Annotated in this window: 20 protein-coding genes and 2 tRNA genes; 4 read left to right on the forward strand and 18 right to left on the reverse strand. The window is 64.8% G+C overall.

All coding sequences use genetic code 11. From position 1 onward, the window contains the following. Positions 1-35 precede the first annotated feature (35 nt). From pheS to thrS, 6 genes are all read right to left on the reverse strand, one after another. Positions 36-1,046 (reverse strand): phenylalanine--tRNA ligase subunit alpha, encoded by a 1,011-nt coding sequence (gene pheS, locus ASD86_RS23620; RefSeq protein ID WP_056116721.1) that lies wholly within the window; start codon positions 1,044-1,046, stop codon positions 36-38. A 15-nt stretch (positions 1,047-1,061) separates the two neighbouring features. Beyond that, positions 1,062-1,460, reverse strand: coding sequence for a hypothetical protein (locus ASD86_RS23625; RefSeq protein ID WP_157477072.1), 399 nt, complete (start codon positions 1,458-1,460; stop codon positions 1,062-1,064). Between the two features lie 174 nt (positions 1,461-1,634). Further along, positions 1,635-1,994: a 50S ribosomal protein L20 gene (gene rplT / locus ASD86_RS23630; protein ID WP_036101921.1), complete on the reverse strand. Its 360-nt coding sequence runs from the start codon at positions 1,992-1,994 to the stop codon at positions 1,635-1,637. A 12-nt stretch (positions 1,995-2,006) separates the two neighbouring features. Next, a complete protein-coding gene (gene rpmI / locus ASD86_RS23635) occupies positions 2,007-2,204 on the reverse strand; it encodes a 50S ribosomal protein L35 (protein ID WP_027083463.1) in 198 nt (65 codons plus the stop codon). A gap of 496 nt (positions 2,205-2,700) precedes the next feature. Beyond that, a complete protein-coding gene (gene infC, locus ASD86_RS23640) occupies positions 2,701-3,225 on the reverse strand; it encodes a translation initiation factor IF-3 (protein WP_198339052.1) in 525 nt (174 codons plus the stop codon). A gap of 73 nt (positions 3,226-3,298) precedes the next feature. Beyond that, entirely contained in the window at positions 3,299-5,200 is a 1,902-nt protein-coding gene (thrS, locus tag ASD86_RS23645; protein WP_056116725.1) for a threonine--tRNA ligase, read from the reverse strand. A gap of 658 nt (positions 5,201-5,858) precedes the next feature. Here thrS and ASD86_RS23650 point away from each other — a divergent pair. Then, positions 5,859-7,649: an ABC transporter ATP-binding protein/permease gene (locus ASD86_RS23650; RefSeq protein ID WP_235567881.1), complete on the forward strand. Its 1,791-nt coding sequence runs from the start codon at positions 5,859-5,861 to the stop codon at positions 7,647-7,649. Further along, positions 7,646-8,779 carry a hypothetical protein gene (locus ASD86_RS23655; protein WP_056116730.1) on the forward strand — a complete coding sequence of 378 codons (1,134 nt, stop codon included), beginning with the start codon at positions 7,646-7,648 and terminating at the stop codon, positions 8,777-8,779. Before ASD86_RS23650 ends, ASD86_RS23655 begins: the two co-directional genes overlap by 4 nt. A 189-nt stretch (positions 8,780-8,968) precedes the next feature. Here the strand turns inward: ASD86_RS23655 and ASD86_RS27085 are convergent, their stop codons facing one another. Continuing rightward, entirely contained in the window at positions 8,969-9,136 is a 168-nt protein-coding gene (locus ASD86_RS27085; protein WP_157477074.1) for a hypothetical protein, read from the reverse strand. An 895-nt stretch (positions 9,137-10,031) separates the two neighbouring features. On the opposite strand from ASD86_RS27085, the gene ASD86_RS27090 reads away from it, so the two are divergent. Continuing rightward, the gene (locus ASD86_RS27090) at positions 10,032-10,238 is read left to right on the forward strand and encodes a hypothetical protein (RefSeq protein ID WP_157477075.1); all 207 of its coding nucleotides are present in this window, start codon (positions 10,032-10,034) and stop codon (positions 10,236-10,238) included. Here the strand turns inward: ASD86_RS27090 and ASD86_RS23660 are convergent. The 8 genes from ASD86_RS23660 to ASD86_RS23695 all read right to left on the reverse strand — a co-directional run bounded on the left by ASD86_RS23660 (position 10,209) and on the right by ASD86_RS23695 (position 19,603). After that, positions 10,209-10,283 (reverse strand) — tRNA-Val (locus tag ASD86_RS23660). The two genes, ASD86_RS27090 and ASD86_RS23660, sit on opposite strands and share 30 nt — an antisense overlap. Positions 10,284-10,390: 107 nt before the next feature. Then, a complete protein-coding gene (gene uvrB / locus ASD86_RS23665) occupies positions 10,391-12,421 on the reverse strand; it encodes an excinuclease ABC subunit UvrB (protein WP_056116731.1) in 2,031 nt (676 codons plus the stop codon). 164 nt (positions 12,422-12,585) lie between these two features. Then, on the reverse strand, positions 12,586-13,023 hold the full coding sequence (locus tag ASD86_RS23670) for a type IV pilin protein (RefSeq protein WP_056116733.1): 438 nt from the start codon (positions 13,021-13,023) through the stop codon (positions 12,586-12,588). Between the two features lie 12 nt (positions 13,024-13,035). Beyond that, the gene (locus ASD86_RS23675; protein WP_056116735.1) at positions 13,036-16,839 is read right to left on the reverse strand and encodes a PilC/PilY family type IV pilus protein; all 3,804 of its coding nucleotides are present in this window, start codon (positions 16,837-16,839) and stop codon (positions 13,036-13,038) included. Positions 16,840-16,849: 10 nt separating this feature from the next. Continuing rightward, the gene (locus tag ASD86_RS23680) at positions 16,850-17,371 is read right to left on the reverse strand and encodes a PilX N-terminal domain-containing pilus assembly protein (protein ID WP_056116737.1); all 522 of its coding nucleotides are present in this window, start codon (positions 17,369-17,371) and stop codon (positions 16,850-16,852) included. Positions 17,372-17,379: 8 nt separating this feature from the next. Continuing rightward, positions 17,380-18,606, reverse strand: a complete 1,227-nt coding sequence (locus ASD86_RS23685; RefSeq protein ID WP_056116738.1) for a PilW family protein — start codon at positions 18,604-18,606, stop codon at positions 17,380-17,382. Beyond that, positions 18,603-19,088, reverse strand: coding sequence for a type IV pilus modification protein PilV (gene pilV / locus ASD86_RS23690; protein ID WP_056116740.1), 486 nt, complete (start codon positions 19,086-19,088; stop codon positions 18,603-18,605). Before pilV ends, ASD86_RS23685 begins: the two co-directional genes overlap by 4 nt. Beyond that, complete coding sequence (locus ASD86_RS23695) at positions 19,085-19,603, reverse strand: GspH/FimT family pseudopilin (RefSeq protein WP_056116743.1); 519 nt, start codon at positions 19,601-19,603, stop codon at positions 19,085-19,087. Before ASD86_RS23695 ends, pilV begins: the two co-directional genes overlap by 4 nt. A 225-nt stretch (positions 19,604-19,828) precedes the next feature. Here ASD86_RS23695 and ASD86_RS23700 point away from each other — a divergent pair, with 225 nt between their 5' ends. Further along, complete coding sequence (locus ASD86_RS23700) at positions 19,829-20,362, forward strand: GspH/FimT family pseudopilin (RefSeq protein ID WP_056116745.1); 534 nt, start codon at positions 19,829-19,831, stop codon at positions 20,360-20,362. Positions 20,363-20,924: 562 nt separating this feature from the next. On the opposite strand, the gene ASD86_RS23705 is transcribed toward ASD86_RS23700, so the two are convergent. The 3 genes from ASD86_RS23705 to ppnN form a co-directional block, all read right to left on the reverse strand. Next, positions 20,925-21,581 carry a hypothetical protein gene (locus tag ASD86_RS23705; protein WP_056116746.1) on the reverse strand — a complete coding sequence of 219 codons (657 nt, stop codon included), beginning with the start codon at positions 21,579-21,581 and terminating at the stop codon, positions 20,925-20,927. Between the two features lie 554 nt (positions 21,582-22,135). Then, positions 22,136-22,212, reverse strand: a tRNA-Asn gene (locus ASD86_RS23710). An 88-nt stretch (positions 22,213-22,300) separates the two neighbouring features. After that, entirely contained in the window at positions 22,301-23,683 is a 1,383-nt protein-coding gene (ppnN, locus tag ASD86_RS23715; protein ID WP_046655992.1) for a nucleotide 5'-monophosphate nucleosidase PpnN, read from the reverse strand. Between the last annotated feature and the right edge of the window lie 45 nt (positions 23,684-23,728).

A 23,728-nucleotide genomic window follows, 5' to 3' on the forward strand; every position in this document is an offset into this window, starting at 1 on the left:
CGATTCCCGATTCCCCATTCCCGATTCCCGGTTTCTCAGGCGAACTGCCTGAGAAACCGCACATCGTTCTCGAAGAAACTGCGCAGATCGTCGACGCCGTAGCGCAGCATGGTCAAACGCTCCACGCCCATGCCGAAGGCATAGCCGGTGTAGCGCTCCGGGTCGATGCCGACGTTGCGCAGCACGTTCGGGTGAACCATGCCGCAGCCCAACACTTCCAGCCAGCGGGTGCTGCCATCGGGCTGCTGCCAGGCGATGTCGACTTCGGCCGAGGGTTCGGTGAAGGGGAAATAGCTCGGCCGGAAGCGCATTTCGAAATCGCGCTCGAAGAACGCGCGCACGAATTCGGCCAGGGTGCCCTTGAGGTCGGCGAAGCTGGAATGCTCGTCGATCAGCAGGCCTTCGCACTGGTGGAACATCGGCGTGTGGGTCTGGTCGCTGTCGCTGCGATACACCTTACCCAGCGCGATCATGCGCAGCGGCGGCTTGTGCTCGAGCATGTAGCGCACCTGCATGCCCGAGGTGTGGGTGCGCAGCAGGCGGGCTTCGCCGGCGCTGTCGGGCGCGAAGTAGAAGGTGTCGTGCATCGCCCGCGCCGGATGGTGCGGCGGGAAGTTCAGCGCTTCGAAGTTATGCCAGTCGTCTTCGATCTCGGGGCCGTCGGCGAGTTCGAAACCCAGACGGCCGAAGATGTCGGCCATGCGCTCCATGGTCCGGCTCACCGGATGCAAACCGCCGCGCACCGCATCGACGCCGGGCAAGGTTACATCGATGGTTTCCGACGTCAGGCGCGCGTCGAGCGCGGCATCGTCGAGCGCGCTCTTGCGTTCGGCCAGCGCGGCGGTCAGCGCGTCGCGCGTCTTGTTGATCGCCTCGCCCGTGGCCTTGCGCGCGTCGGCGGGCAAGGCGCCGAGCTGCTTGAGCTGGGCGGTGACGCTGCCGGACTTGCCGAGCAGCGAAACGCGCAGCGCTTCGATGGCGTCGGGAGAGTCGGCCGCGGCGATGTCGGCCAGCGCGCGCTGCGTCAGTTGCTCGATCTCAGCCATGTGCTGTGGTTTCCTTCACTGTGCTCTGCGTTGTGTGTCCCGCGATCGAACCGGGCGGATCTCGCTCGCCCAATCCCTCGCCTGTTCGCTGGCCGCCTCGACGGCCTGCCTGGTCGCTTCGTCGCAGTCCGCGGCATGCTCCGGCGCAGCGGTCGCGACCGAGGCGTTGATGACCACCCCGAGCAGTTTCTCACCCGAGACCTGGCGCTCCAGCTTCCTGGTGATCGTGGCCACGTCGTCCGAATATTGCTTGCTGCGCGCCTCGTCCAGCACCTTGCACTGTTCGTTGCGCGCCATTCCACCCATCACGTCACCGAACCGCTTGAGCGCATCGGCTTCGCGCTGTTGGCGCGCGCTCAAGTCCTGCGCCGATACCGACATCGACAGCAGCGCCAGGCCCAGCAGCGCCGACAATCGGTGGTTCAAGATTCCTTTCATCGCATATGTCCTGGAGTTGATGCCGCGCCGGGCAGCCTGTTTGCCGGGTCCAGAAACGACAATGGGGAAGGACTTGCGCCCTTCCCCATGCCTAAGCTCCTCGCTGAAAGCCCGCACACGAGGGTGCGGGCTCTCGCGGAGGGATCCGCATTAAGCCGCGAGCGCGCTCTTCGCCTTTTCGGCCAGCGCCGCAAAACCCACCGCGTCGTGCACGGCGATGTCCGCCAGCACCTTGCGGTCGAGGGTGATGCCGGACTTCAGCAGGCCGTTCATGAAACGGCTGTAGCTCAGACCGTTGATGCGGGCCGCCGCGTTGATACGCGTGATCCACAGCGAACGGAAATTGCGCTTCTTCTGCTTGCGGCCGATGTAGGCGTACTGCAGCGCCTTCGTGACCGCCTGCTTGGCGACGCGGAAGACCTTGCGACGGGCGTGATAGTAGCCCTTGGCCTGCTTCAGGATTTTCTTGTGGCGGCGACGCGCCGTAACACCACGTTTAACTCGTGCCATTGTTCAGTCTCCTCACAAATACGGAAGCATGCGGTCCAGACGGCCAGCGTCCTCGGCACGAACATGGTTCGTCTGCCGCAGGTTGCGCTTCCGCTTGGTCGCTTTCTTGGTGAGGATGTGGCTCTTGTTGGCGTGGCCGCACTTGTACTTGCCGGAAGCGGTCTTCCGGAAGCGTTTGGCTGCCGCCCGATTGGTCTTGATCTTGGGCATTGCGATGTCCTTTCGGAGGTTTATGTCACTGGCCTGGGCGGTGGCACGATGCGCGGTGAAGCGCGGCCACTCTTTCCGTCCTGCCCTTGCCGGCTTGTAAGTCGTTGATTCAAAAGGAATCCACAACAGGTCCGTGATGCAGCAAACAACAAACCCGGAGAACCGGGCCGCACATTATGCCTACCGGGCTATCCCCTTGCAAATCAGGGGCTTGATGCGGGGACGAATCGCCGGAAGCGGCCGGGGCGGCGCGCTGCGCTGAACCGCGCTGGCTGGCCGCAGCGATAGTGCGCGGGACCTTTAGAGTGCGCAGCACCTCGAAAGTGCGCGGGACCTCGAGCGTGGGCGGCGCCCGCCGCGGCGTTTTGCGCGGCACCGGCGATCGCCGGCGCGTCGGGTTGGTGCGCCGACAGGACCGCGTCGCACCCACGGCCATGCATCCATCGCCCACAACGAAACAGCCCCCGGGGTTGCCGGGGGCTGCTGCATTCGAACTTCAGATCTTCTTCTTCGGCGCGATCATCATGACCATCTGCCGCCCTTCCAGGCGCGGACGCGATTCGACCACGATGTCCTCGCCGAGGTCGGCCTCGATCCGGGCCGCCATCTCGCGACCGAGTTCCTGGTGGCTCATTTCGCGACCACGGAAACGGATGTTGACCTTGACCTTGTCGCCTTCTTCCAGGAAGCGGCGCATGTTGCGCAGCTTGATCTGGTAGTCGCCCTCGTCGGTGACCGGACGGAACTTGAGTTCCTTGATCTCGACCTGTTTCTGCTTCTTTTTGGCCTCGTTGGCCTTCTTCTGCTGCTCGAAGCGGAACTTGCCGAAGTCCATGATCTTGCAGACCGGCGGATCGGCGTTGGGCTGAATTTCGACCAGATCCAGTTCTTCCTCTTCGGCCATGCGCAGCGCTTCGTCGCGCGTGAGCACGCCGATCATTTCGCCATCGCTGCCGATCACGCGCACGCGCGGTACACGGATTTCCTGGTTCTTACGATTCGGCTTCTCGGGGGTACTGATTGTTGAATCTCCAAAGTGGTTCACGCCGTCCCGGACTGCCGCCGGGACGGGATCTTTTGCACGCTGTGCGCGGTTAGAAGGCTGACTCAGCGTTCAAACGCGAGGCGAACTCGGCGACGGTCATCGTCCCCAGGTCTTCCCCTGCCCGCGTACGCACTGCAATCATGCCATTGTCCTTCTCGCGGTCGCCGGCCACAAGCAGGTACGGCACGCGATCGAGCGTGTGCTCGCGGATCTTACGGCCGATCTTTTCGTTGCGCAAATCGGCCTCGACCCGGAACCCTTGATTTGCAAGGATTTTCCGGACATCCGCCACATAATCGGCCTGAGCGTCGGTGATATTCATGACCGTGGCCTGGATCGGAGCCAGCCAGGCCGGGAACTGGCCGGCGTGGTGTTCGATCAGGATGCCGATAAAGCGCTCCATCGAGCCGACGATGGCCCGGTGCAGCATGACCGGGGTCTGGCGCTGGCTGTTTTCGTCGACGTATTCGGCGCCCAGGCGGCCGGGCATCATGAAATCGACCTGCATCGTGCCCAACTGCCAGGTGCGGCCGATCGCGTCCTTGAGGTGGTATTCGATCTTCGGGCCGTAGAACGCGCCCTCGCCCGGCAGCTCCTGCCACTCCACGCCGCAGGCCGACAGCGCGCTGCGCAGGGCGCCTTCGGCCTTGTCCCAGGTCGCGTCGTCGCCCAGGCGCGAGTCCGGGCGCAGCGCGATCTTGATCTGGATCTCGTCGAAGCCGAAGTGCTGGTACACCGCCAGCGCCTGCTGGTGGAACGCGGTCACTTCCGCCTCGATCTGGTTTTCCAGGCAGAAGATGTGGCCGTCGTCCTGGGTGAAGCCGCGCACGCGCAGGATGCCGTGCAGCGCGCCGGACGGCTCGTTGCGATGGCACGAGCCGAACTCGCCGTAGCGGATCGGCAGGTCGCGGTAGCTGTGCAGGCCCTGGTTGAACACCTGGATGTGGCCCGGGCAGTTCATCGGCTTGAGCGCGTAGGTGCGCTTCTCCGACTCGGTGAAGAACATGTTCTCCTTGTAGTTGTCCCAGTGGCCGGATTTCTGCCACAGCGACACGTCGAGGATCTGCGGGCAACGCACTTCGCCGTAGCCGCTGTCGCGGTAGACCTTGCGCATGTACTGCTCGACCACCTGCCACACCGACCAGCCCTTCGGATGCCAGAAGATCAGGCCCGGGGCTTCTTCCTGCAGATGGAACAGGTCCTGCTGCTTGGCGATCTTGCGGTGGTCGCGCTTCTCGGCTTCCTCGACCCGCTCGATGTAGGCGGCGAGCTGCTTCTTGTCGGCCCAGGCGGTGCCGTAGATGCGCTGCAGCTGTTCGTTCTTGGAATCGCCGCGCCAGTACGCGCCGGAAATGCGGGTCAGCTTGAACGCCTTGAGAAAGCGCGTATTCGGCACGTGCGGGCCGCGGCACATGTCGACGTATTCCTCGTGGTAGTACAGGCCCATCGACTTTTCGTCGGGCATGTCCTCGACCAGGCGCAGCTTGTAATCCTCGCCGCGCGAGGCGAACACTTCGATCACTTCGGCGCGTGGCGTGACCTTCTTGATCACGTCGTAGTCCTTGTCGATCAGCTGGACCATGCGCGCTTCGATCGCGGCCATGTCCTCGGGCGTGAACGGGCGCTCGAACCAGATGTCGTAATAGAAGCCTTCCTCGATGACCGGGCCGATCACCATCTTCGCGCTCGGGTACAGCTGCTTGACCGCGTGGCCGACCAGATGGGCGCAGGAGTGGCGGATGATCTCGACGCCTTCCGGGTCCTTGGGCGTGATGATGCGCAGCTTGGCGTCGTGGTCGATGCGGTCGCTGGCGTCGACCAGCTTGCCGTCGACTTCGCCGGCGACGGTGGCCTTGGCCAGACCGGCGCCGATCGAGGCGGCGACGTCCATCACGGACACGGGGTTTTCGAATTCGCGGCGGCTGCCGTCGGGAAGGGTAATGGCGATCATGGCGTTGAGGTCTTGATTGGGCAGGCGTGGCGATGAGGTGGCCGCATCGGCTGGCGCCGACCCGGGGTCGGCTGCGCGGCGGGTGCGACGACCCGGGATCGGGCAATCGAAGCGGTGATACGGCAGAGCAGGTCGTTTACCGACCGGCCGGCGCGTGGGGTCGAGCGAATCGGCGGACAAGAAAAAAGCGCCGCGAGGGCGCCTGCGCTTGCGGGAGCCTGCGGCGGTTCAGCGATGGGCGCGGGTAGTGTCCATGTCGCACGCTCGGCCGGCGATCGGTCGCGGGCCACCTCGATTCGGGACACGGCCGGATGCCATGTCGCAGACGTCAATAGTTGGGGACACCGCCGGGCAAGTCAACCGTCGGCGCAATCGCCGGCACTGTGATGCCCGTACACGATCGGCCTGACGCCGACATGTGCCGCCGATATGCAATAACCCAGCCTTCCGGTACCGTAAACCGCACAGGGAAGCCATCTGCTTGGGGCGTGATGGGACATAACAAAGCCAGCCGCGACGGACGCGGCCGTTGCCACGACACGCGCGCGAAGCCCACTCAGCCGGGCCAGGGATGAGCGCGGACGCACCTCTTCCAACCTCAGCGCCGGACGACACCGCAGCGCCCTCCCCGCCTGCGTCCCGCGGCGGCGCCGGCGCGATGACGCTCATTCGCCGACTGTGGCCGACGATCTGGTATTACCGCGGCCGGGTCGTGCTGGGCGTAAGCCTGGTGCTGGCGACCAAGCTGGCGACCACCGGCGTGCCGCTGCTGCTCAAGCAGTTGATCGATGCGCTGGATCAAAAACCCACCCCGCTGACCGTGCCGGTGCTGCTGCTGTGCACCTATGGCGCATTGCGGCTGGCGTCGTCGGTGTTCCAGGAACTGCGCGGCATCGTGTTCGCGCGGGTGCTCGCGCGCACCTCGCGCGAGGTCGCGCTGCGGGTGTTCGCGCACGTCCACATGCTGAGCCTGCGCTTCCATATGGACCGGCGCACCGGCGCGGTCATCCGCGATCTCGAACGCGGCATGTCGTCGGTTTCGGAACTGCTCGACACCGCGCTGTACACCGTGGTGCCGACGGTGATCGAGATCGTGCTGGTCACCGCGATCCTGGTCGGCCGCTACGACATGAGCTTCGCCGCGATCACCCTGGGCACGCTGGCGGCCTATCTGCTGTTCACCGTGCGCATGACCGAGTGGCGCCAGCGCTACTACAAGGCCATGAACGAGGCCGACACCGAGGCCAACGCCAGCGCGGTGGATTCGCTGCTGAACTACGAAACGGTCAAGTACTTCAACAACGAAGGCTTCGAAGCCCGTCGTTTCGACCAGCGCCTGCGCAGCCTGGAGGACACCGGAGTCAAGAGCCTCAAGGCCGCGTCGCTGCTTGGCATCGGCCAGGCCGCGATCATCGCCACCGGCCTGAGCTTGCTGCTGTGGCGCGCGACCGACGGCGTGGTCGCCGGACGCATGAGCCTGGGCGATCTGGTGCTGGTCAACGCGTTCTTGCTGCAACTGGCCGCGCCGTTGAGTTACCTCGGCATGATCTACCGCGAGACCAAGCAGACCCTGGCCAACCTGGAGCGCATGTTCGCGTTGCTCGACGAACCGGTCGAGGTGCGCGATCGCGACGGCGCGCCGGAACTGGCCGTGTCCGGCGGCGAAGTGCGCTTCGAGCAGGTCTCGTTCAACTACGGCGAACGCGAAGTGCTGGCGGCGATCGACTTCGTGATTCCGGCCGGCCGCACCGTGGCCGTGGTCGGCAGCACCGGCGCCGGCAAATCGACCCTGGCACGCCTGCTGTACCGCTCCTACGACGTCGCCGGCGGACGCATCACGGTCGACGGCCAGGACCTGCGCGAAGTCACCCAGGATTCGCTGCGCCGACAGATCGGCGTGGTCCCGCAGGACACCGTGCTGTTCAACGATTCGCTGTACTACAACATCGCCTACGGCCGCCCCGACGCCAGCCGCGAGGAAGTGTTCGACGCCGCCCGCGCCGCGCACATCCACGAGTTCATCCAGACCCTGCCGCAAGGCTACGACACCAACGTCGGCGAGCGCGGGCTGAAATTGTCGGGCGGCGAGAAACAGCGCATCGCGATCGCGCGCACCTTGCTCAAGCGGCCGGCGATCCTGATCTTCGACGAAGCGACCTCGGCGCTGGACACGCATACCGAACACGGCATCCAGCGCGAACTCGATCAGGCCGCGCAAGGCCGCACCACCCTGGTGATCGCGCACCGCCTGTCGACCGTGGTCGGCGCCGACGAAATCCTGGTGCTAGAACGCGGCCGCATCGTCGAGCGCGGCAGCCACGCGTCGCTGCTGGCCGCGTCCGGCCGCTACGCCGCGCTATGGGCGATGCAGCAACGCGGGCACGACACCGGCGAATCCGAACCAAACACCCCACCCTCCTCCACCGTTACGACACAGGACCTGTCATGACGACATTGATAGTCAGCGATCCCTGGGACATCCACGCGCGCGCCGTGGCCTGGGCGCTGGAACACGAAGGCGAGACCGTCCACGTCTGGTACACCCACGATTTCCCGCAGAAACACGGGGTCAGCCTGCGCGTGGACGGCGCCGGCGCGAACGCCGATCCGGCACAGGTGACGCTGCATTGCGCGCGCCATCATCGCGACTTCGGCTCGCACGACATCGACACCGTGTGGCTGCGGCGCTGGTATCTGCCGCAGGCATCGCCCGACCTGCATCCGGCCGACACGCGCTTCGCCCAGACCGAGGCCAACGAGTTCATCCGCGCGACCGTCGGCCTGCTCGACGAAAGCCCGCGTTTCTGGATCAACCCGGTCGCGGCCAAGGCGCGCGCCGACCGCAAGGCGGCGCAGCTGAAAGTCGCGGCCGATGTCGGCCTGCCGGTACCGAGCACCTTGATCTCGAACGACCCGGCCGCGATCCGCGCGTTCTTTCACGAGCACGGCGGCAAGCTGATCTACAAGCCGATGACCGGGGCGTCGTGGGTCTCGGACGAAAAGGCGATGGCCACCTACACCGCGGCGATCAGCGAGGAACTGCTCGGCAACGACGCCTCGCTGTCCAATGCGCCGGGCATCTACCAGCCCTTGCTCGACAAGAGCTACGAACTGCGGGTCACGGTCATCGGCCGCACGGTGATCGCCGCGCAGATCAAATCGCAGAATTCCGGCGGTTATCTGGTCGACTGGCGCGCGAACGATTTCAGCGAATCCATGGGCTACGAGCGCTACGCGCTGCCCGAGGCGATCGAACAACGCTGCCTGGCGCTGATGGCGCGGATGGGCCTGGTGTTCGGCTGCATCGACTTCGTGGTCACGACCCAGGGCGAGTACATGTTCCTGGAAGTCAACGAGATGGGCCAGTTCCTGTGGCTGGAAGGGGTCAACCCCGAACTGCAGCTGCTCGATTGCTTCGTGCAGTTCAGCCAGAGCCGCGATCCGAACTTCGTCTACGACTGGCGCCGGCCGCTGTACCGCTATCGCGATTACTGGGATTCGATGGAGCAGCGCGGCGATGTCGATCCGGCCGAGCACCTGCACCTCGCGCTGCCGCGTTCGTTCGAAATGCGCGAGTGAGCGCGCGGCGGGCGGCGGCGTTCCGCGTCGCCCGCTTCCGTCGGGGCCGAAACGTTCGGCGCGAGCGGTGGCGGCGGCTTGCGCGGCACCTGGCCACGGGTAATCCGCAAGCCGGCCGATGCCGCATGCAAATAGAGCCGGGAGGCATGCCTCCCGGCTCTATCGTCTTGATAATCCGGAGTGCGCGGATTACGGAATCTGATCACCGTTGTCGGCGCGATCGATCTCGTTGAACGGCTTGGTGCGGACAAACGTCGACGCGGCGGCGAAAGAGACTTCGTTACCAGCGTCTTCGGACATCGAAACCTCGATGGCGACCATGCGGCCGATCAAGCGGGTCTGTTCGTTCTGCGACATTGCCTACTCCTTAGCTATGCGCGGCGGGATGGCCGCAGCTTGAGCATAGGAAGCAACGCAGAGGCTTAACAAGACATCGCGTGCCGTTTCGACACCTGATCTATGTGATGCAACTCAAGAAACTCACAAACAATCCGTGTCTTAGCTGATCTTTGACCACAATTTGCGCACATCGAATTCGGCATACGAGGCTAGTTTGACCATGCGATCGCGCGTCGGCGGCGGGTCGCCGGAGCGTCTCGACGAGCAGTTTCGACGAATGGATGCGAGCTTAGGTCCGGCGGCGGTGCTTGCGTCTCAATTGTCTGGAATATGGGGAAAATCGCGCACGCATCCGCCGTGCTCGCATCGCAACCCGGGCGAGATGCGACGACGCGTTGAAGCAATCGCTCTCGGCGGCTTCGCCCGTCGCGCGAACCGCGACCACCTCCGGCACGGAGCGCCCGGCGCGCGAAGAAGCTGACCACTGCCGCGCGATTCACCGGCGTGTCCGAAGCCGGAGTGACGTCTGCCGGCTCGCAACGGTTACTCGGCGGCATCGCGGCTTCCTTCGCGTGTGTGTCGTCGATGGAACCGGGCGTCGCCGCCCTGCCGTGGCGATGCCGTCTCGCCGCAAGCGACGCGGATACCGATCGATGCGAAGCGTTTGGTGGCAACGCGGCAATCCGCGCGTCGCCGATTGCCGGCGTTCGATGCCCAGCGCTCGCTGCGCGGGTTCGCATCCGCGCAACGCCATGGCCGCCGAAGCGAAACGATGACGGAGATCGGCGAGATCGCCTTCGCAAGCGCGGCGGATCGGTTCGCCCTCGCGGGTCGGACACGGTTTGAGTCGGCTTAAGGAATGTCACGGGAAATCAGTCGCGGCACATGCGCAGCCTCAAGCCCGGGGCGAGCAATGATTGAGTTGCGTGGCCATGCCGGCATCGGCGTGTGCGCGGCGCGCGTGGGCGCGCAGAGGCGCCGGACGGTTCAAGCGACGGCCAAAACGAAAAACCGCCGCTTCGGGGCGACGGTTTTCTGGATACTTTGTTTTGTTCCAACCTCATCCGGCGCGAACAGCCCGGAGATCGGTTGGTGGGCGGTACAGGGTTCGAACCTGTGACCCCTACCATGTCAAGGTAGTGCTCTACCGCTGAGCTAACCGCCCGCATCGCCGCATTGCTGCAATTCCCCGGCGAAGGGGGCGCAGTTTAGCCCAGCGCGCGGCGAGCGACAAGCCTTTTTGTCGTCGCCCTGCGGGCCGGGCCGGCCGGCTCAGGCGCCGAGTCCGGCGTCCTTGAGTTTGCGCAGTTGATCGCGCACCGCCGCGGCCTGTTCGAACTCCAGATCGCGGGCGTGCTGGTACATCTGCTGCTCCAGCGCCTTGATCCTGGCCGCGAACTGGGCCGGGCTGAGGCTCGCGACGTCGGCGGCGTCCTCGGCCACCCGACGGCCCTTGCCGCGCGCCTTGAGCGCTTCGGGATCGACCCGGGCGCCTTCCATGATGTCGACCACCGCCTTGTCCACCGACTTGGGGGTGATGCCATGGGCTTCGTTGTACTCGACCTGCTTCTGCCGGCGGCGATCGGTTTCCTCGATCGCGCGCTGCATCGAGTTGGTGATGCGGTCGGCGTAGAGAATCGCCTTGCCGCGCAGGTTGCGCGCGGCGCGGCCGATGGTCTGGATCAGCGAACCGGTCGAACGCAGGAAGCCTTCCTTGTCGGCATCGAGGATCGCGACCAGCGACACCTCCGGCATGTCCAGGCCCTCGCGCAGCAGGTTGATGCCGACCAGCACGTCGAACTTGCCCAGGCGCAGGTCGCGGATGATTTCCACCCGCTCCACGGTCTCGATGTCCGAATGCAGGTAGCGCACCTTGACCCCGTGTTCGCCGAGGTATTCGGTGAGGTTTTCCGACATGCGCTTGGTCAGAGTGGTGATCAGCACACGGTCGCCCATCGCCACGCGTTCGCGGATCTCGCCGAGCACATCGTCGACCTGGGTCGCGACCGGGCGGATCTCGACCACCGGGTCGATCAACCCGGTCGGGCGCACCACCAGCTCGGTGATCTGCCCTTCGGATTTCTTCAGCTCGTACGGACCCGGCGTGGCCGAAACGTAGATCGCGCGCGGCGACCGCCCTTCCCACTCCTCGAACCGCAGCGGCCGGTTGTCCAGCGCCGAGGGCATGCGGAAGCCGAATTCGACCAGGGTTTCCTTGCGCGAACGGTCGCCTTTGTACATCGCGCCGATCTGCGGAATGGTCACGTGCGATTCGTCGACCACCAGCAGCGCGTCGGGCGGCAGGTAGTCGAACAGGCACGGCGGCGGTTCGCCGGGCATATGCCCGCTCAGATGCCGCGAGTAGTTTTCGATACCGTTGCAGTAGCCGACCTCAGCCAGCATCTCCAGGTCGAACTGGGTGCGCTGGGCCAGGCGCTGCGCCTCGACCAGCTTGTTGTTGGCGTACAGATATTCAAGACGCTCCCGCAGTTCTTCCTTGATCGTCTCGATCGCGTCGAGCACGGTGCGGCGGGTGGTGACGTAGTGCGAACCGGGATAGATGGTGAAGCGCGGTACCCGCTCCAAGGTTTCGCCGGTCAGCGGGTCGAACAGGGTCAGGTTCTCGATCTCGCCGTCGAACAGCTCCACGCGCAGCGCCTGCGAATCGCTTTCGGCCGGATGCACATCGATGACTTCGCCGCGCACGCGATAGGTCGCGCGGCGCAGTTCGGTGTCGTTGCGGGTGTATTGCATCTCGGTCAGGCGGCGGATCAGCTCGCGCTGGTCGATGCGCTCGCCGCGGACCATGTGCAGGACCATGCGGAAGTATTCGTTCGGATCGCCCAGGCCGTAGATCGCCGATACCGTGCACACGATCAGCGCGTCGCGACGCTCGAGCAGGGCCTTGGTCGCCGACAGCCGCATCTGTTCGATGTGCTCGTTGACCGAGCTGTCCTTCTCGATGAAGGTGTCGCTCGACGGCACGTAGGCCTCGGGCTGGTAGTAGTCGTAGTAGCTGACGAAGTACTCGACCGCGTTGTGCGGGAAGAACGCCTTGAACTCGCCGTACAACTGCGCGGCCAGGGTCTTGTTCGGCGCCATCACCAGGGTCGGCTTCTGCACCGCCTGGACCACGTTGGCGATGGTGTAGGTCTTGCCCGAGCCGGTCACGCCGAGCAGGGTCTGCTGCGCGAGGCCGCCCTCGAAACCGGCGACCAGCTTGTCGATCGCCTGCGGCTGATCGCCGGCCGGCGAATACGGCGAAACCAGCTGGAAACCGGCGGACTGCTGACTGTCGTCCATCGTGCTACCCGAGCGATGCGAATCGGGCAGTTTATCCAACTCGGTCTCAGCGGGTGAGAATGGCGGCTGTCTGATGGGGCATGCGGCGCGCTGGCCGGAGTTCGCAAAATGCAAACGGCCCGCTCCGGTGAAGGAGCGGGCCGTTGCAAGCTGAACTGGTCAGGTTATTGCAGGTTCCAGCATTCGGGCATGGTCTGCGCATCCGGCGTTTTCGCGCCGGTATTGCTCAGGGTCAAGGTGCCGCATTTGTCGCCCACCTGCCCGCCCACCGGCTGCGCGCTGAGGGTGAACGTGCTGTCGGTCGGGTTTCCTACGAATGAAATCCGGTAGCGCGCTTCTCCGTCCTTCGGCGACTGATTCATCCGCATCGCCGCCAGATCCGCGCCGGTATATCGGTTCTCTACCGTGTAACGCCGCTCCATCGCCTGCGCGACCTCGGCCAGATCGGCCTTGGCTTGGCCACGACGGCTCTTGCGCACGCTGTCCTGGTAGGTCGGCACCGCGATGCCGACCAAGATGCCGATGATGGCCACCACCACCATGAGTTCGATCAAGGTGAAACCCCGGATCGATCGCGCGCCCCTGTAGTGAAACTGCTTCATGTCGCTTCCTCGTTATCGAATCTGGCGCCAGGACTGGCGACCGCAGGGACGTGGCAGGTAAAGCGGTTGCGAACCGGAGGTCTGCACCATGATCGAGCACTTCGACGCCACCGCCTGAGCGATCTGCTCCTGGGTCGCGGTCGCCGGCAGGATGTCGCTCTTGGGCGTCGCCACCACCACCACGTCCTTGACCGGCGCCGAACCGCCGTTGAGCTTGGCCGCGCCGACCCCGGCGCCGAGATTGTTGCCGAGCGCCGAATTGACCTTGGCATTGGCCAGCGCCGAACCGCCGCTGAGCGCATCCAGGCCGTACAGCCAGTTGTTGCCGTCGGTCGAACAGCCGTCGGTGCTGGTCGGGTCGTAGGTCGGGAAGAACAGGATGCCGTTCTGCAGTCGCAGGTTGCCGACCGAGCGCTCGCCGGTGCCGACCGGGTTGCCGGTACGTCCGGGATCCACGCCCAGGTCGAGGTACCAGCCCTTCTTGGTCGCGTCCAGGCGCTCGCCGGTGATCATGCGCACCTGCAATCCCTGCGAGGTGGTCTGCTCGAGGATGTACTGGCGCTGCAGTTCGCTGCGACCGACCACCTGCGAACCGCGGTCCATCACGCCGTAAATCGTCTGCATGGTGCGATCGCTGGGATCGCCGGTGAACGAGAACGCACCGGTGCCGAAGAACACCATCACGTTGTCGCCGGCCATGGTCGCTTCCAGGCCGCCGACGATCGGCTGACGTTCGTTGAAGTTGTCCTTGTTTCGGGCGATGAACAAGGGCTTGTTGGCGTTGGCCACGGTGTTGTTGCGCAGGTCGAACTTCCACACCGCGCCGTTGAGATCGGCCGCGTACGCCGTGTCGGCGTAACCGTCGCGGCCGACCGTCGCGCCGGTGCCGTCGAAGCGATCGATCACCACCAGGTTGCCCAGGCCGTTCTTGGTCCGGGTCGGCAGCGGCGCATCGGTTTCCTGCGCCTGGATCCGCTCCACGGCGCCGGTGGCGATATCGACCAGGAACAGCACGGCCTTACCGTTCACGCTTTCGTAGCCGTTGCCGAACACCGCCTTCCACTTCACCACGCCGCTGCTGAGCTTGACCGGCACGATCGCGATCTTGCCGAGCACGCTACCGATGTCCTTACCGCCATTGGCGTCGGACACCTTGTCGTTGATTTCCCACAGCACCCGCAAGCTGTTCTGGTCGGTCACGTCGAGCGCGAACACGCCGCGGCCGCCGGCGCCGACGCTGGCCGCGACCACGGTCTTCCAGGCACTGCCATCGTGCGCATCGGACACAGTGGCCAGGCCATCGACGTAGTAACGGTGCTGGAACACCTGATCGTTACGGTCCTCGGCGCGATACGGGAACAACAGATTGCCCATGTGGCCGACCGAAGTGGCCGGGATGTAGGCGAACACTTCGCGGCCGGTGTCGCCGTTGAAGGCATGGAACATGCCGTCGTTGGCGCCGACATAGACGAACGCGCTGCGGGTGTTCTGCTTGGTCCGCAGGTAATTGGCGTAATTGAGCGCGTCGGCGGCGCCCGCGCTGGTGCGCAGGCCGCGATAACCGTAGTCGTCGCCCTTGGCCGAAACCAGCGGCGTCGAATTGACGATGTCGCCCAGCAGCGTGGTGCGCTTGCGCAGCTTGCCGCCGTTGTTGCCGTCGTTGGCGCGCGAACCGCGCAGGTAGGCGACCGCTTCGGCTCCGGTAACGCCGCCGACGATGCGGTTGAACTTGCCGGCGCAGTTCTGCAAGGCATCGCTGCACAGCGCGGCGAGCACGGCGGTATCGCTGCTGCCGAGCGCGGCGACGGTGAAGTCGCTGACCAGCGGCAGCACGTTGCCCGACAGGGTCTTGCCGAAGTTGATCGTGCGACCGCCCGTTTCCAGGCCCGAAGCCGCTTCCCACAGATTGGTGAAGGTGATCGTGCCGGTCACCGCGTCGTGACTGGCCTTGGACGCGTTCAAGCGGCTGAACCAGTCGGTGCCGTTGTTGGCCGACTGATAGGTCGGCTCGACCGACAAGGTGTTGCTGCCGATGCGCGAACCGGTCAGGCCGATCGTGCCCGACGGCGTGTTCGCCGCGCCCACCGAGGCCAGGATCTCGCGCATCGCCGAGGTGATGTCGGCCGGCGTGGTGGCGTTGATGAACTTGCCGCGCGCGTTCATGGTCGCGTGCCAGATTTCATCGACCGTGCTCGGCGCATCGTTCTGATACGCGCGCCACGCCGGTGCGTTACCGGCGGTGTAGGGATCGGGCGTGTTGGTGAACGGATCGTAGGTGCGGCCGTAGATCTCGCCCTTGGCGCCGAGGGTCACGCCATAGAAATTCATGTGCGGGTCGGCGCGGCAATCGAGCTTGGGATCGTTCGGCGTGGTCTTGCACTGCTCCGGCACCGGCACCTTGCCCAGGCCCAGGTCGGTGCGCAGCGTGTCCTTGTAATAGAACGCGGCGGTGTCGGCCAGGGTGTTCGGGAACGCATCGGCCAACGGCGCGGGCATGTCGGCGTCCTGCGAGCCGACCGTCGGGCCGTCGGTATTGCTGTAGCCGTCGGTGAACAGCATGCCCGCGTTGATCTGGCAGGCGAACTTGACCGGCGCGCCGGCGTCGGTGCGCTTGAACTGGCGGCCGATGTGCTGCACCGCCCAACGGTTGGGCGTGCCGCCGCTGGCGCCGATCCTGAGCAGCTGATCGTTGTACAGCGAGGCCTTGTCGGTCGCGACCGACATGTCGCGCATCGTCACGTTGGCGTAGTTGTAGCTGCCGCCGCCGCTGTTGATGGTGAACATGCCGACGCGCATCTTCTCGGTCTTTTCCAGCGACAGCGTCAGCGCGGCGCGCATCGCGCGCACGCGGTTGCCGTAGAAGCTGAACCAGTTGGCGAAATTCTGGATCGCCTTGTTGTACTGGGCCGCGCTGCCGAAATTGCCGGGACGGATTTCGTAGCGATACAGATTGCAGCCGTCGCCGCAGGCGTTGGTGGCGGTGACAGGCGTGGCGGAATAACCGAACAGATCGGCGGCCGGCGTGCCGGCCGGCTGCACCACGGTCGCGGTCTTCAGATAGAACGATGCCGGGTAATAGCGGATGGCGACATTGCAGTTCGCGTTCAAGGTCACCGCGTTGGTCAGCGTGCGCCAGTTGTTCGAGCCGCTGAGGCCGCCGCAGGCCTGATCGATCCAATACACGGTGTTGCGCGGCAAGGTCGCGCCGTTGGGCACGTAGAAACGCTCATCGCCGTTGTTGGCCGACCAGTCCGAGGCCAGGCCGATGGTGGGCGTGGCCGAATCGGGATTGACCCGGGTCGCGCCGACATCGGCTTGCGGATAATCGACGATCTCGTTCGCCGCGTTCGGCCGCTTCCACGGCGAATACGTCACCAGCGGACTAAAATACGCTGGGTTGTAGTCGGGCGAGCGGGCGAAGCCGAAATTGTCGATCGGCGCGATCGCCACGCGCGAGGTGTCGATGCGATAGCCGACCGACGGGATGGTGTGGTGATAGCCGCGCGAATCGAAGCCATCGGCCTGGGTGCGCAGGCGCGCGTTGGCGCCGCTGCCGGTGAAGTAGCCGTTGGTCGCGCGCGAGTCGTACTCCCAGAACGCGGCGCCGTCGGCGCCCGGGAACAGGGTCTGGAAGGTCATCGAGCCCGAGTCGTCGACCGCCATGACGAACGCCGGCGGAATAGTGACGCTCGAATTCAACGGCGCCTGCGCCAACGTGCCGTCGGCTTGCAGGGCGTTGGCGTTGTACAGCCAGTACCCGGCGCCGGCGGCGGCCAGCATCAGCGGGATCGCGAGATAAACGCGGGGGGATGCCATGGCGGAACCCTCAGGGTACGAAGATGGTGTCGATGACGGCGTCCGAACCGGGGTTCGTGCCGCGGTCCACGGCATAGGCCGTGACCTGGAAGATCAGGTTGGTGTTCTCGCTGATCGGAACGGTGCCCATGCCGATGCCGGTGCCGCCGGAAACGCATTCGTCGATGCGGCGGGTATGGCTGAGCTTCGCCGGCAACGGATCGGAGTACTTCATCGTGCGCGCCCAACCGCTGGGATCGAAGCCGGCCACGCAGAACGGTTCGTCGATGGCGATCACCTCGGCGCCGCCGCTCTGCACCTGACGCTGCAGATCGGCCTCGTTGCTGCGCGCGCGGCCCTCGGCATTCTGGAAGGCGTTGTTGGTCGAGCGGTAGCTCGAGGTCATGCGCTCCTGCAGGCCGGTCACCTGCAACGCGGTGATGCCGATCAGCGCCAGCAGCACGAGCATCATCAAGGCGACATACAGTACGGCGCCGCGCTGCCTGCGCAGCGGGCTGGTGGAGACGGAACGACGGCTACGGACGATAGTCATGGCGGGCCTCAATTTCCGTACAACCGGTTGCGCAGGGCGATATTGGTTTCGTAGACGCTGCGGTAGCGTCCATCCGCGGGCAGTTGCAGACGGGTTCCCAGCGAGCGGGTCGGCGCGGTCTTCTGCGCGGCCGCGGCGCGATCGTTGCCGCGCACCAGCAAGCCCACCTGGACGCCGCCGACGCGCTGCCAGCCGGCCTGGCTTTCGCTGTCGGGCAACATGCCGGCCGCGGTACGGATGCCGTTGATCACACCGGTGGGCGCCTGCGCCGGATCGGTGACGATGTCCTGAGCGAACAGCAGTTGCATGTTCTCCACGCCTTCGACCACTTCCTCAGCCAACCCGGTGTCGAGTTCCACCGCGCCCGCGCCGGGCGGCACGTTGAGGCGCGCACGGAACAGCGAGGGCTCGCCGGCCGCATTGAGACCGATGTAGTAGACGAAGCTTTCGGCGCGGTACAGGCGCGCTTGGCCCGAGGCGAAGGTGTCGGAACCGTCGAACCCGATCTGGTTCACGCCGGTGTTGCGCACGGTGATCTGCACCGTGCCCGCGCCGGTGGCGATCGCGCTGGCCTGGAACATCACCGCCGAACGGCAGTCGGCGATGCCGAATATGCCCGGCGTGGGCATGGCGGCGGTCAGTACCGGCCATTGCGCGCCGTTGACCAGGATCGTGGCGGGATTGCCGGTGGTGAAACCGGTGACCTCGGCGCTTTCCGGCGACAGGAACCGCAGCATCAGGATGTCGCTGCCGCGGATCGGAGCGGGTTGCAGACGCTGGGTACCGGTCAGGAACGCGTTCGGCAATGCCGGCGACCAATCGGCCGACGCGCCCGCGGTCGGCGTGGCGCTGATCGCGACGCTGTCGTTCGGCGCGCTGGCGAGCGCTTCGTAGCCGCGGATCGAGTAATCGAAACGCAGGGCCTCGCGCACGGCCGGGATGGTGTTGAAGTCGGCGCGGTTGGACAGGAACAGCTCGCCGAATTTGCCGTTGCCGGCGTAGAAATGCGCCTGGTCGGACACGCAACCGAAGTGACCGCTCATGCGCACGTCGCGCTGCAGCGAATCGATCGCGAAACGCGAGCTTTCCTGCGCGCGCGACAGCCCCTGCGCCATCAGGTACGAGGCGCGCGAGGCCGAGAAGATTTCGATCAATCCCAGCACCAGCACGGTGCTCAGCAGCAACGCCACCATGAGTTCGATCAAGGACAAGCCTGCTTGCAGACGACGGTTCATAGCGCGCTGTCCATTTCGAATTCGGTGACTGGCTTGGTCGGATCCCAGCGTTGGGCATCGCCCCATCGGATTCTGATGTTGACGGTCTTGTCGGTGCGCACGTCCACTATCGCCACCCCGGTTTCGCCCAATGCCTCACGCATGCGGCAAGTGAACGCGGTCTTGCGCTGATCCGGGGTGACCGTGTTCAGCACCGCGCACGAGGTATTCGCAGCGACCGACGACGCGTTGTACGTGCCGGTGTACTGCGCCGCGAGCAAGCGGTTGGAACGGATGTCGTCGAGCAGATCGCTCGACAGATTGGTCGCGATCGTGCGCTGGTTCGCGCTCTGCGCCAGACGCAGGTTGGTCGCCTGCAGCATCGCCAAACCAAGCAGGCCCAGGCCGAGCACGAGCACGGCCACCAACACTTCGATCAGGCTCAGGCCGCGACTCCGGCCAGAGGTTCGCGGCGCGCGCCGCCGCACGGCCCAGGCATTCACTGGCAGGTCTCCTTGGTCACCGCGACCCGGCCGATCCGGTTGATCGCGAACGAGCGCCGGTTGTAGACGCCGGGCTTGCATTCGTGCGCTTGCAGCGCGAAGGAATAGGTGGCCCGGTCCAAGGTGCGGCCACGCTCGTCGAAGCTGATCTGGGTCACTCCGGTCGGCGGGGTGAAATCGATGCTGCTTTGCGGATCGACCACCCGCTTGATCTCGTTCGCGGTCAGCGCGCCGTCGCCGTTCTCGTCGGTCCAGATCAACAGGCCGGTGTTCCAGTCGCTGCCGCAGCCGGTTCCGTTGTTGTTCGGGCAGATCCGCGCGCTGCTCTTGCTGCGCACCGCTTCGGAGCGAGCGAAGTTGAGCGTCGCCAGCATCTGGTTGGTCGCGGTGGAAACGCGGTTGGCGCGTATGGATTCGGTGAAGGTAGGAAGTGCCAGGGCGAGCAGAATCGCGGCGATCGCGATCGTCACCAACAGTTCGATCAATGTGAAGCCGGCGGACCGACGCAGAGCCATAGCGCTTCTCTTCCCCAGAGGACGCCTGGATGCTAACAGTCGGAATTACCTAGAAAAGGTGCCACACCGACGAGCGGTCGGGCGGAGTTGGTCAAAGGTTTTGTGCCTAGGAATACTCCGACACCGGTCACGCCTGGGCCCCTACCCGCGAACGCGGCGCCACCTGCTTCCGATCACATTCCGCGCCGGCGACTCTGTCCACCCCGCGACCGCCAAGGAATGGCCATGCGAATCAAAGGCTTCGCTCTGCTTGAGTTCCTCTTCGCAATCGTCTGCACCGGCGTGCTGACCTTGATCGCCAGCTCGATCTTCGGCGCCCTCGCCGGCACCTCCCGCGTTGCCGCGGTGCGCAGCGGCCTGGCCGACAGCGTCGAGCAGGCCCACCAGTATGCCGCCGAGCACGCCAGCACCGTCTGGCTATGCCCTTCCCGCGAGGGCTTCGCCTGCGCGGACGACTCCGACTGGAGCCACGGCTGGCTGGGCTTCGCCGATCGCAACGGCAACGCCCGCTTCGACGAGGGCGACGAACTGCTGCACAAGACCCCGCCCCTGCTCGACGGCCTGCGCCTGTGCAGCGCCCGCCGCCAGACCCGGATCCGGTTCCGGCCCCGGGACGGCCGCCCGGACTCGGCGATCGGCTTCACCTTGTGCGACCTGCGCTGCCCGCAGGAGGCGGTCGCCCTCGCTCTGACCGTAGAGGGCCGGATCAGCGAGCGTCCCGCGAGCCTGCGCGCGGCGCAGGAGTGCCAACTGGAATGACCGCGCGCGGCGGTGCGCGGGCGGGCCCGGCACCGTCGACAGACAGGCAAGCGCTAATGACCCATGAGCGGAGTCGGATTTGGCGAGTTCGGCCGCGCCGCGCTCCATCGACTCGATGCGTCGTCGCTGCGACAACCACCGCGACGAAAATCCAGGCAATCGGCGCGCGGCACGATCGGCGCAAGCCGTCGCAGATGAAAAACCGCGGCCAATGAAAAAGGCCGCGATTGCTCGCGGCCTTTCTCGTATTTGGCGCCCTAAGTTGGACCTCGAACCAACGCCACCTGATTACGGCCAGCTGACTAAGTAACGCCAAGTGGCTAATACATGTAAGAAACCAATAGCAAGTCGCTTAAAAAGCGGCGCCCAGGGTTGAAGCTCCGTAATATTCAGAGGATTTAACTCTGATTTTGGACGTTTGGCTGTTCCGGTACGCGCCGGCTAGCGGCCATGGCTTCATCGACTATGAGTTGACCCAGCGCCATGCCGATACGAAGCGCGAACATTTAGTGCGTCGTAACCACTCAGCGATCGATAGATTTCCATCAGGCGATCAAAGCGCTTAAGCACCAGTGCCCCAATCGTAGATCCCATAAGTCTCTGGCGTTACGTAAAACACGTCGACTGAATTCCACTTCGATGATAAAAACAGGCCGCAAAGCACGGGCGAGCCCGGCATCTCTTCTATTCGACTAAGGCCGGCCTTTTGCCCATTGATGTGCAATTCGCTTGCCCATGCATGGTTTGCCCTTTCCAACGCGCACTCGCGCACGGATTCAAGGGACCCATTGATCAGATCCCGAGCCTTGGCTCCGGATACCGCCACCAGTTCGCTTTCACGAAACAATGGAGTGAGCCACAGATCGGCAAACCCCTCAAAGTCCTCCACCCGGGTTTCTGTGATTTCCCATTCCTCCAGCCAATACAGACGCCGGGTAACCAGCATCACCAAGGCTTCGAGCTCGGAATCGGCCGATGTCCTGGGTATTTCCATGATGTGGGCGGTACACCACATTTCGTCCCGCGTGGATATCTGCAAAGTCGTCACCGATTGCGAGAGCGACTTGAGCATCATCGACTCCAACGCAATCGTTCCGGCCCGTAGCGACTCCAGTGGCAACTTCGGCAGGGTGATTTCATGGCCGACTTGTGCGCGCTCACGATCGCTCTTCTTGCCGAGTTCCAGCCGTGAGAACAGTCCCGTTAATTTTCCCAGCATGCTATATCCCTAGTTCACCCGTTAACGGCACTACCGCGCCACGGTGGGCACCATCTGGAAAAGCGTACACCGGCATGGACCGACGTTTCGCCAAAACTGCGTCGTGGCGAAATATGGAGTTTGAGGCCGAGCCATCTTCTGGCTTATGCGCCTACCCGAGTACGGACGCCAGATCCTGTAGGAAGTAGCCGCTAACAAATGCCCCGCACTTTCGAGCCGCATCATGCGATGGAGCAGACGAAGCGCCGGAATCGACTCAATTGCCTCGATCGTGCCGCAATAGGCCGCACGCGACATCGACCAAGTGCCAGGGCCGCGCGCCGCTTCGCCACGGTCACACTGTAGCGGCCGCCGGAGCCGCGCCCCAGGCCGGCAGCAACAAGGAGATCGGCGCCGAAGCGACCGGCTTCTTGTGGGTCGCCAGGATCTGAAATCATCAAGCGCCATGTCCGCGCGAAGCCGAAAACCACGAAGCCGGCCCGACAATTTGGGAGAAGTGGCGGAATTTGGGAGAAATAAAAAGGGCTGCGATTGCTCGCAGCCCTTGGTAATACTGGCGCCCGAAGTTGGACTCGAACCAACGACCCCCTGATTAACAGTCAAGTGCTCTAACCGGCTGAGCTATTCGGGCGGGGCTGCATATGATGCTTACTGAGTCGACCGGCGTCAACACTCTTGTGCAAAAAAGTGAAAAACCCCGGTTTTTCAGCGGCCTCGGCTCAGGTCACCACGCGGTAGCACGGGCGGTATTCGCCGGCGATCTTCATCCGGCGCTGCTCGACGAAGGCGCGCAGCAGTTCGTCCAGCGACTGCATCATGTCCGGGTCGCCGTGGATCTCGAACGGGCCGAATTCCTCGATCCGGCGCATGCCGTCCTCCTTGACGTTGCCGGCGACGATGCCCGAGAACGCTCGGCGCAGATCGGCCGCCAGTTCGTGCGGCTTGCGGCCGTGGTGCAGGTCCAGCGCGGCCATCGCCTCGTGGGTCGGCACGAACGGGCGCTGGAAGGTCAGCGGGATGTCGATCGACCAGTTGAAGAAGAACGAATCCTTCTGCTCGATGCGGTATTCGCGCACCTTGCGGATGCCGTGGCTCATGCGCTTGGCGACCTGCTCGGGGTCGCCGACGATGATCTCGTAGCGCGAGGTCGCCGCGTCGCCCAGGGTCAGGCGGATGAACTTGTCGATCTGCTCGAAATACGGCGCCGACGCGGTCGGGCCGGTCAGGATCAGCGGGAACGGCAGGCCGGCGTTCTCTTCGCGCAGCAGGATGCCGAGCAGGTACAGGATCTCCTCGGCGGTGCCGACGCCGCCCGGGAACACGATGATGCCGTGGCCCATGCGGACGAAGGCCTCAAGGCGCTTCTCGATGTCCGGCATGATCACCAGGTGGTTGACGATCGGGTTCGGCGATTCGGCGGCGATGATGCCCGGCTCGGTGATGCCGATGTAGCGCATGTTGCGCTTGCGCTGCTTGGCGTGGGCGATGGTCGCGCCCTTCATCGGGCCCTTCATCGCGCCCGGGCCGCAGCCGGTGCAGATGTCCAGCCCGCGCAGGCCCAGCTCGTAGCCGACCTGCTTGGTGTAGATGTATTCGTCGCGCGAGATCGAGTGGCCGCCCCAGCACACCACCAGGTTCGGATCGGCCGGATGCAGGATGCGCGCGTTGCGCAGCAGCCCGAACACCGAGTCGGTCAGGCCGTCGCTGCTGTCGAGATCGCGACCGCCGCCCTTGCCCAGTTCGATCGCGGTGTAGGCCAGGTCGCGGACCACCGCGAACAGCAGTTCGGCGACGCCGCGGATGATGTCGCCGTCGACGAAGGCCATCGCCGGCGCCTTGACCAGGTCGATGCGCATGCCGCGGTCTTGCTGATGCACTTCGATATCGAAATCGGGATACAGCTCACGCGCCGCGCGCGGGTCGTCGGACGCGCTGCCGCTGGTCAGCACCGCCAGGGCGCAGCGACGCAGCAGGTCGTGCATGCCGGTGGACGCGTCGCGCAGGCGCGCGACCTCGTCGCGGGACAGAACGTCGAGCCCGCCCTTGGGATAGATGCGGGCGTTGACCGTCGGCAGGACGGCCGGAATGGAAGGTGCGGTCATTGCGTTTTTCTCTGTTTTCTTCATCGATTAGTGGGGAGGACTCTA

This window comes from Lysobacter sp. Root690 (assembly GCF_001427785.1).
Taxonomy (GTDB): Bacteria; Pseudomonadota; Gammaproteobacteria; order Xanthomonadales; family Xanthomonadaceae; genus Lysobacter.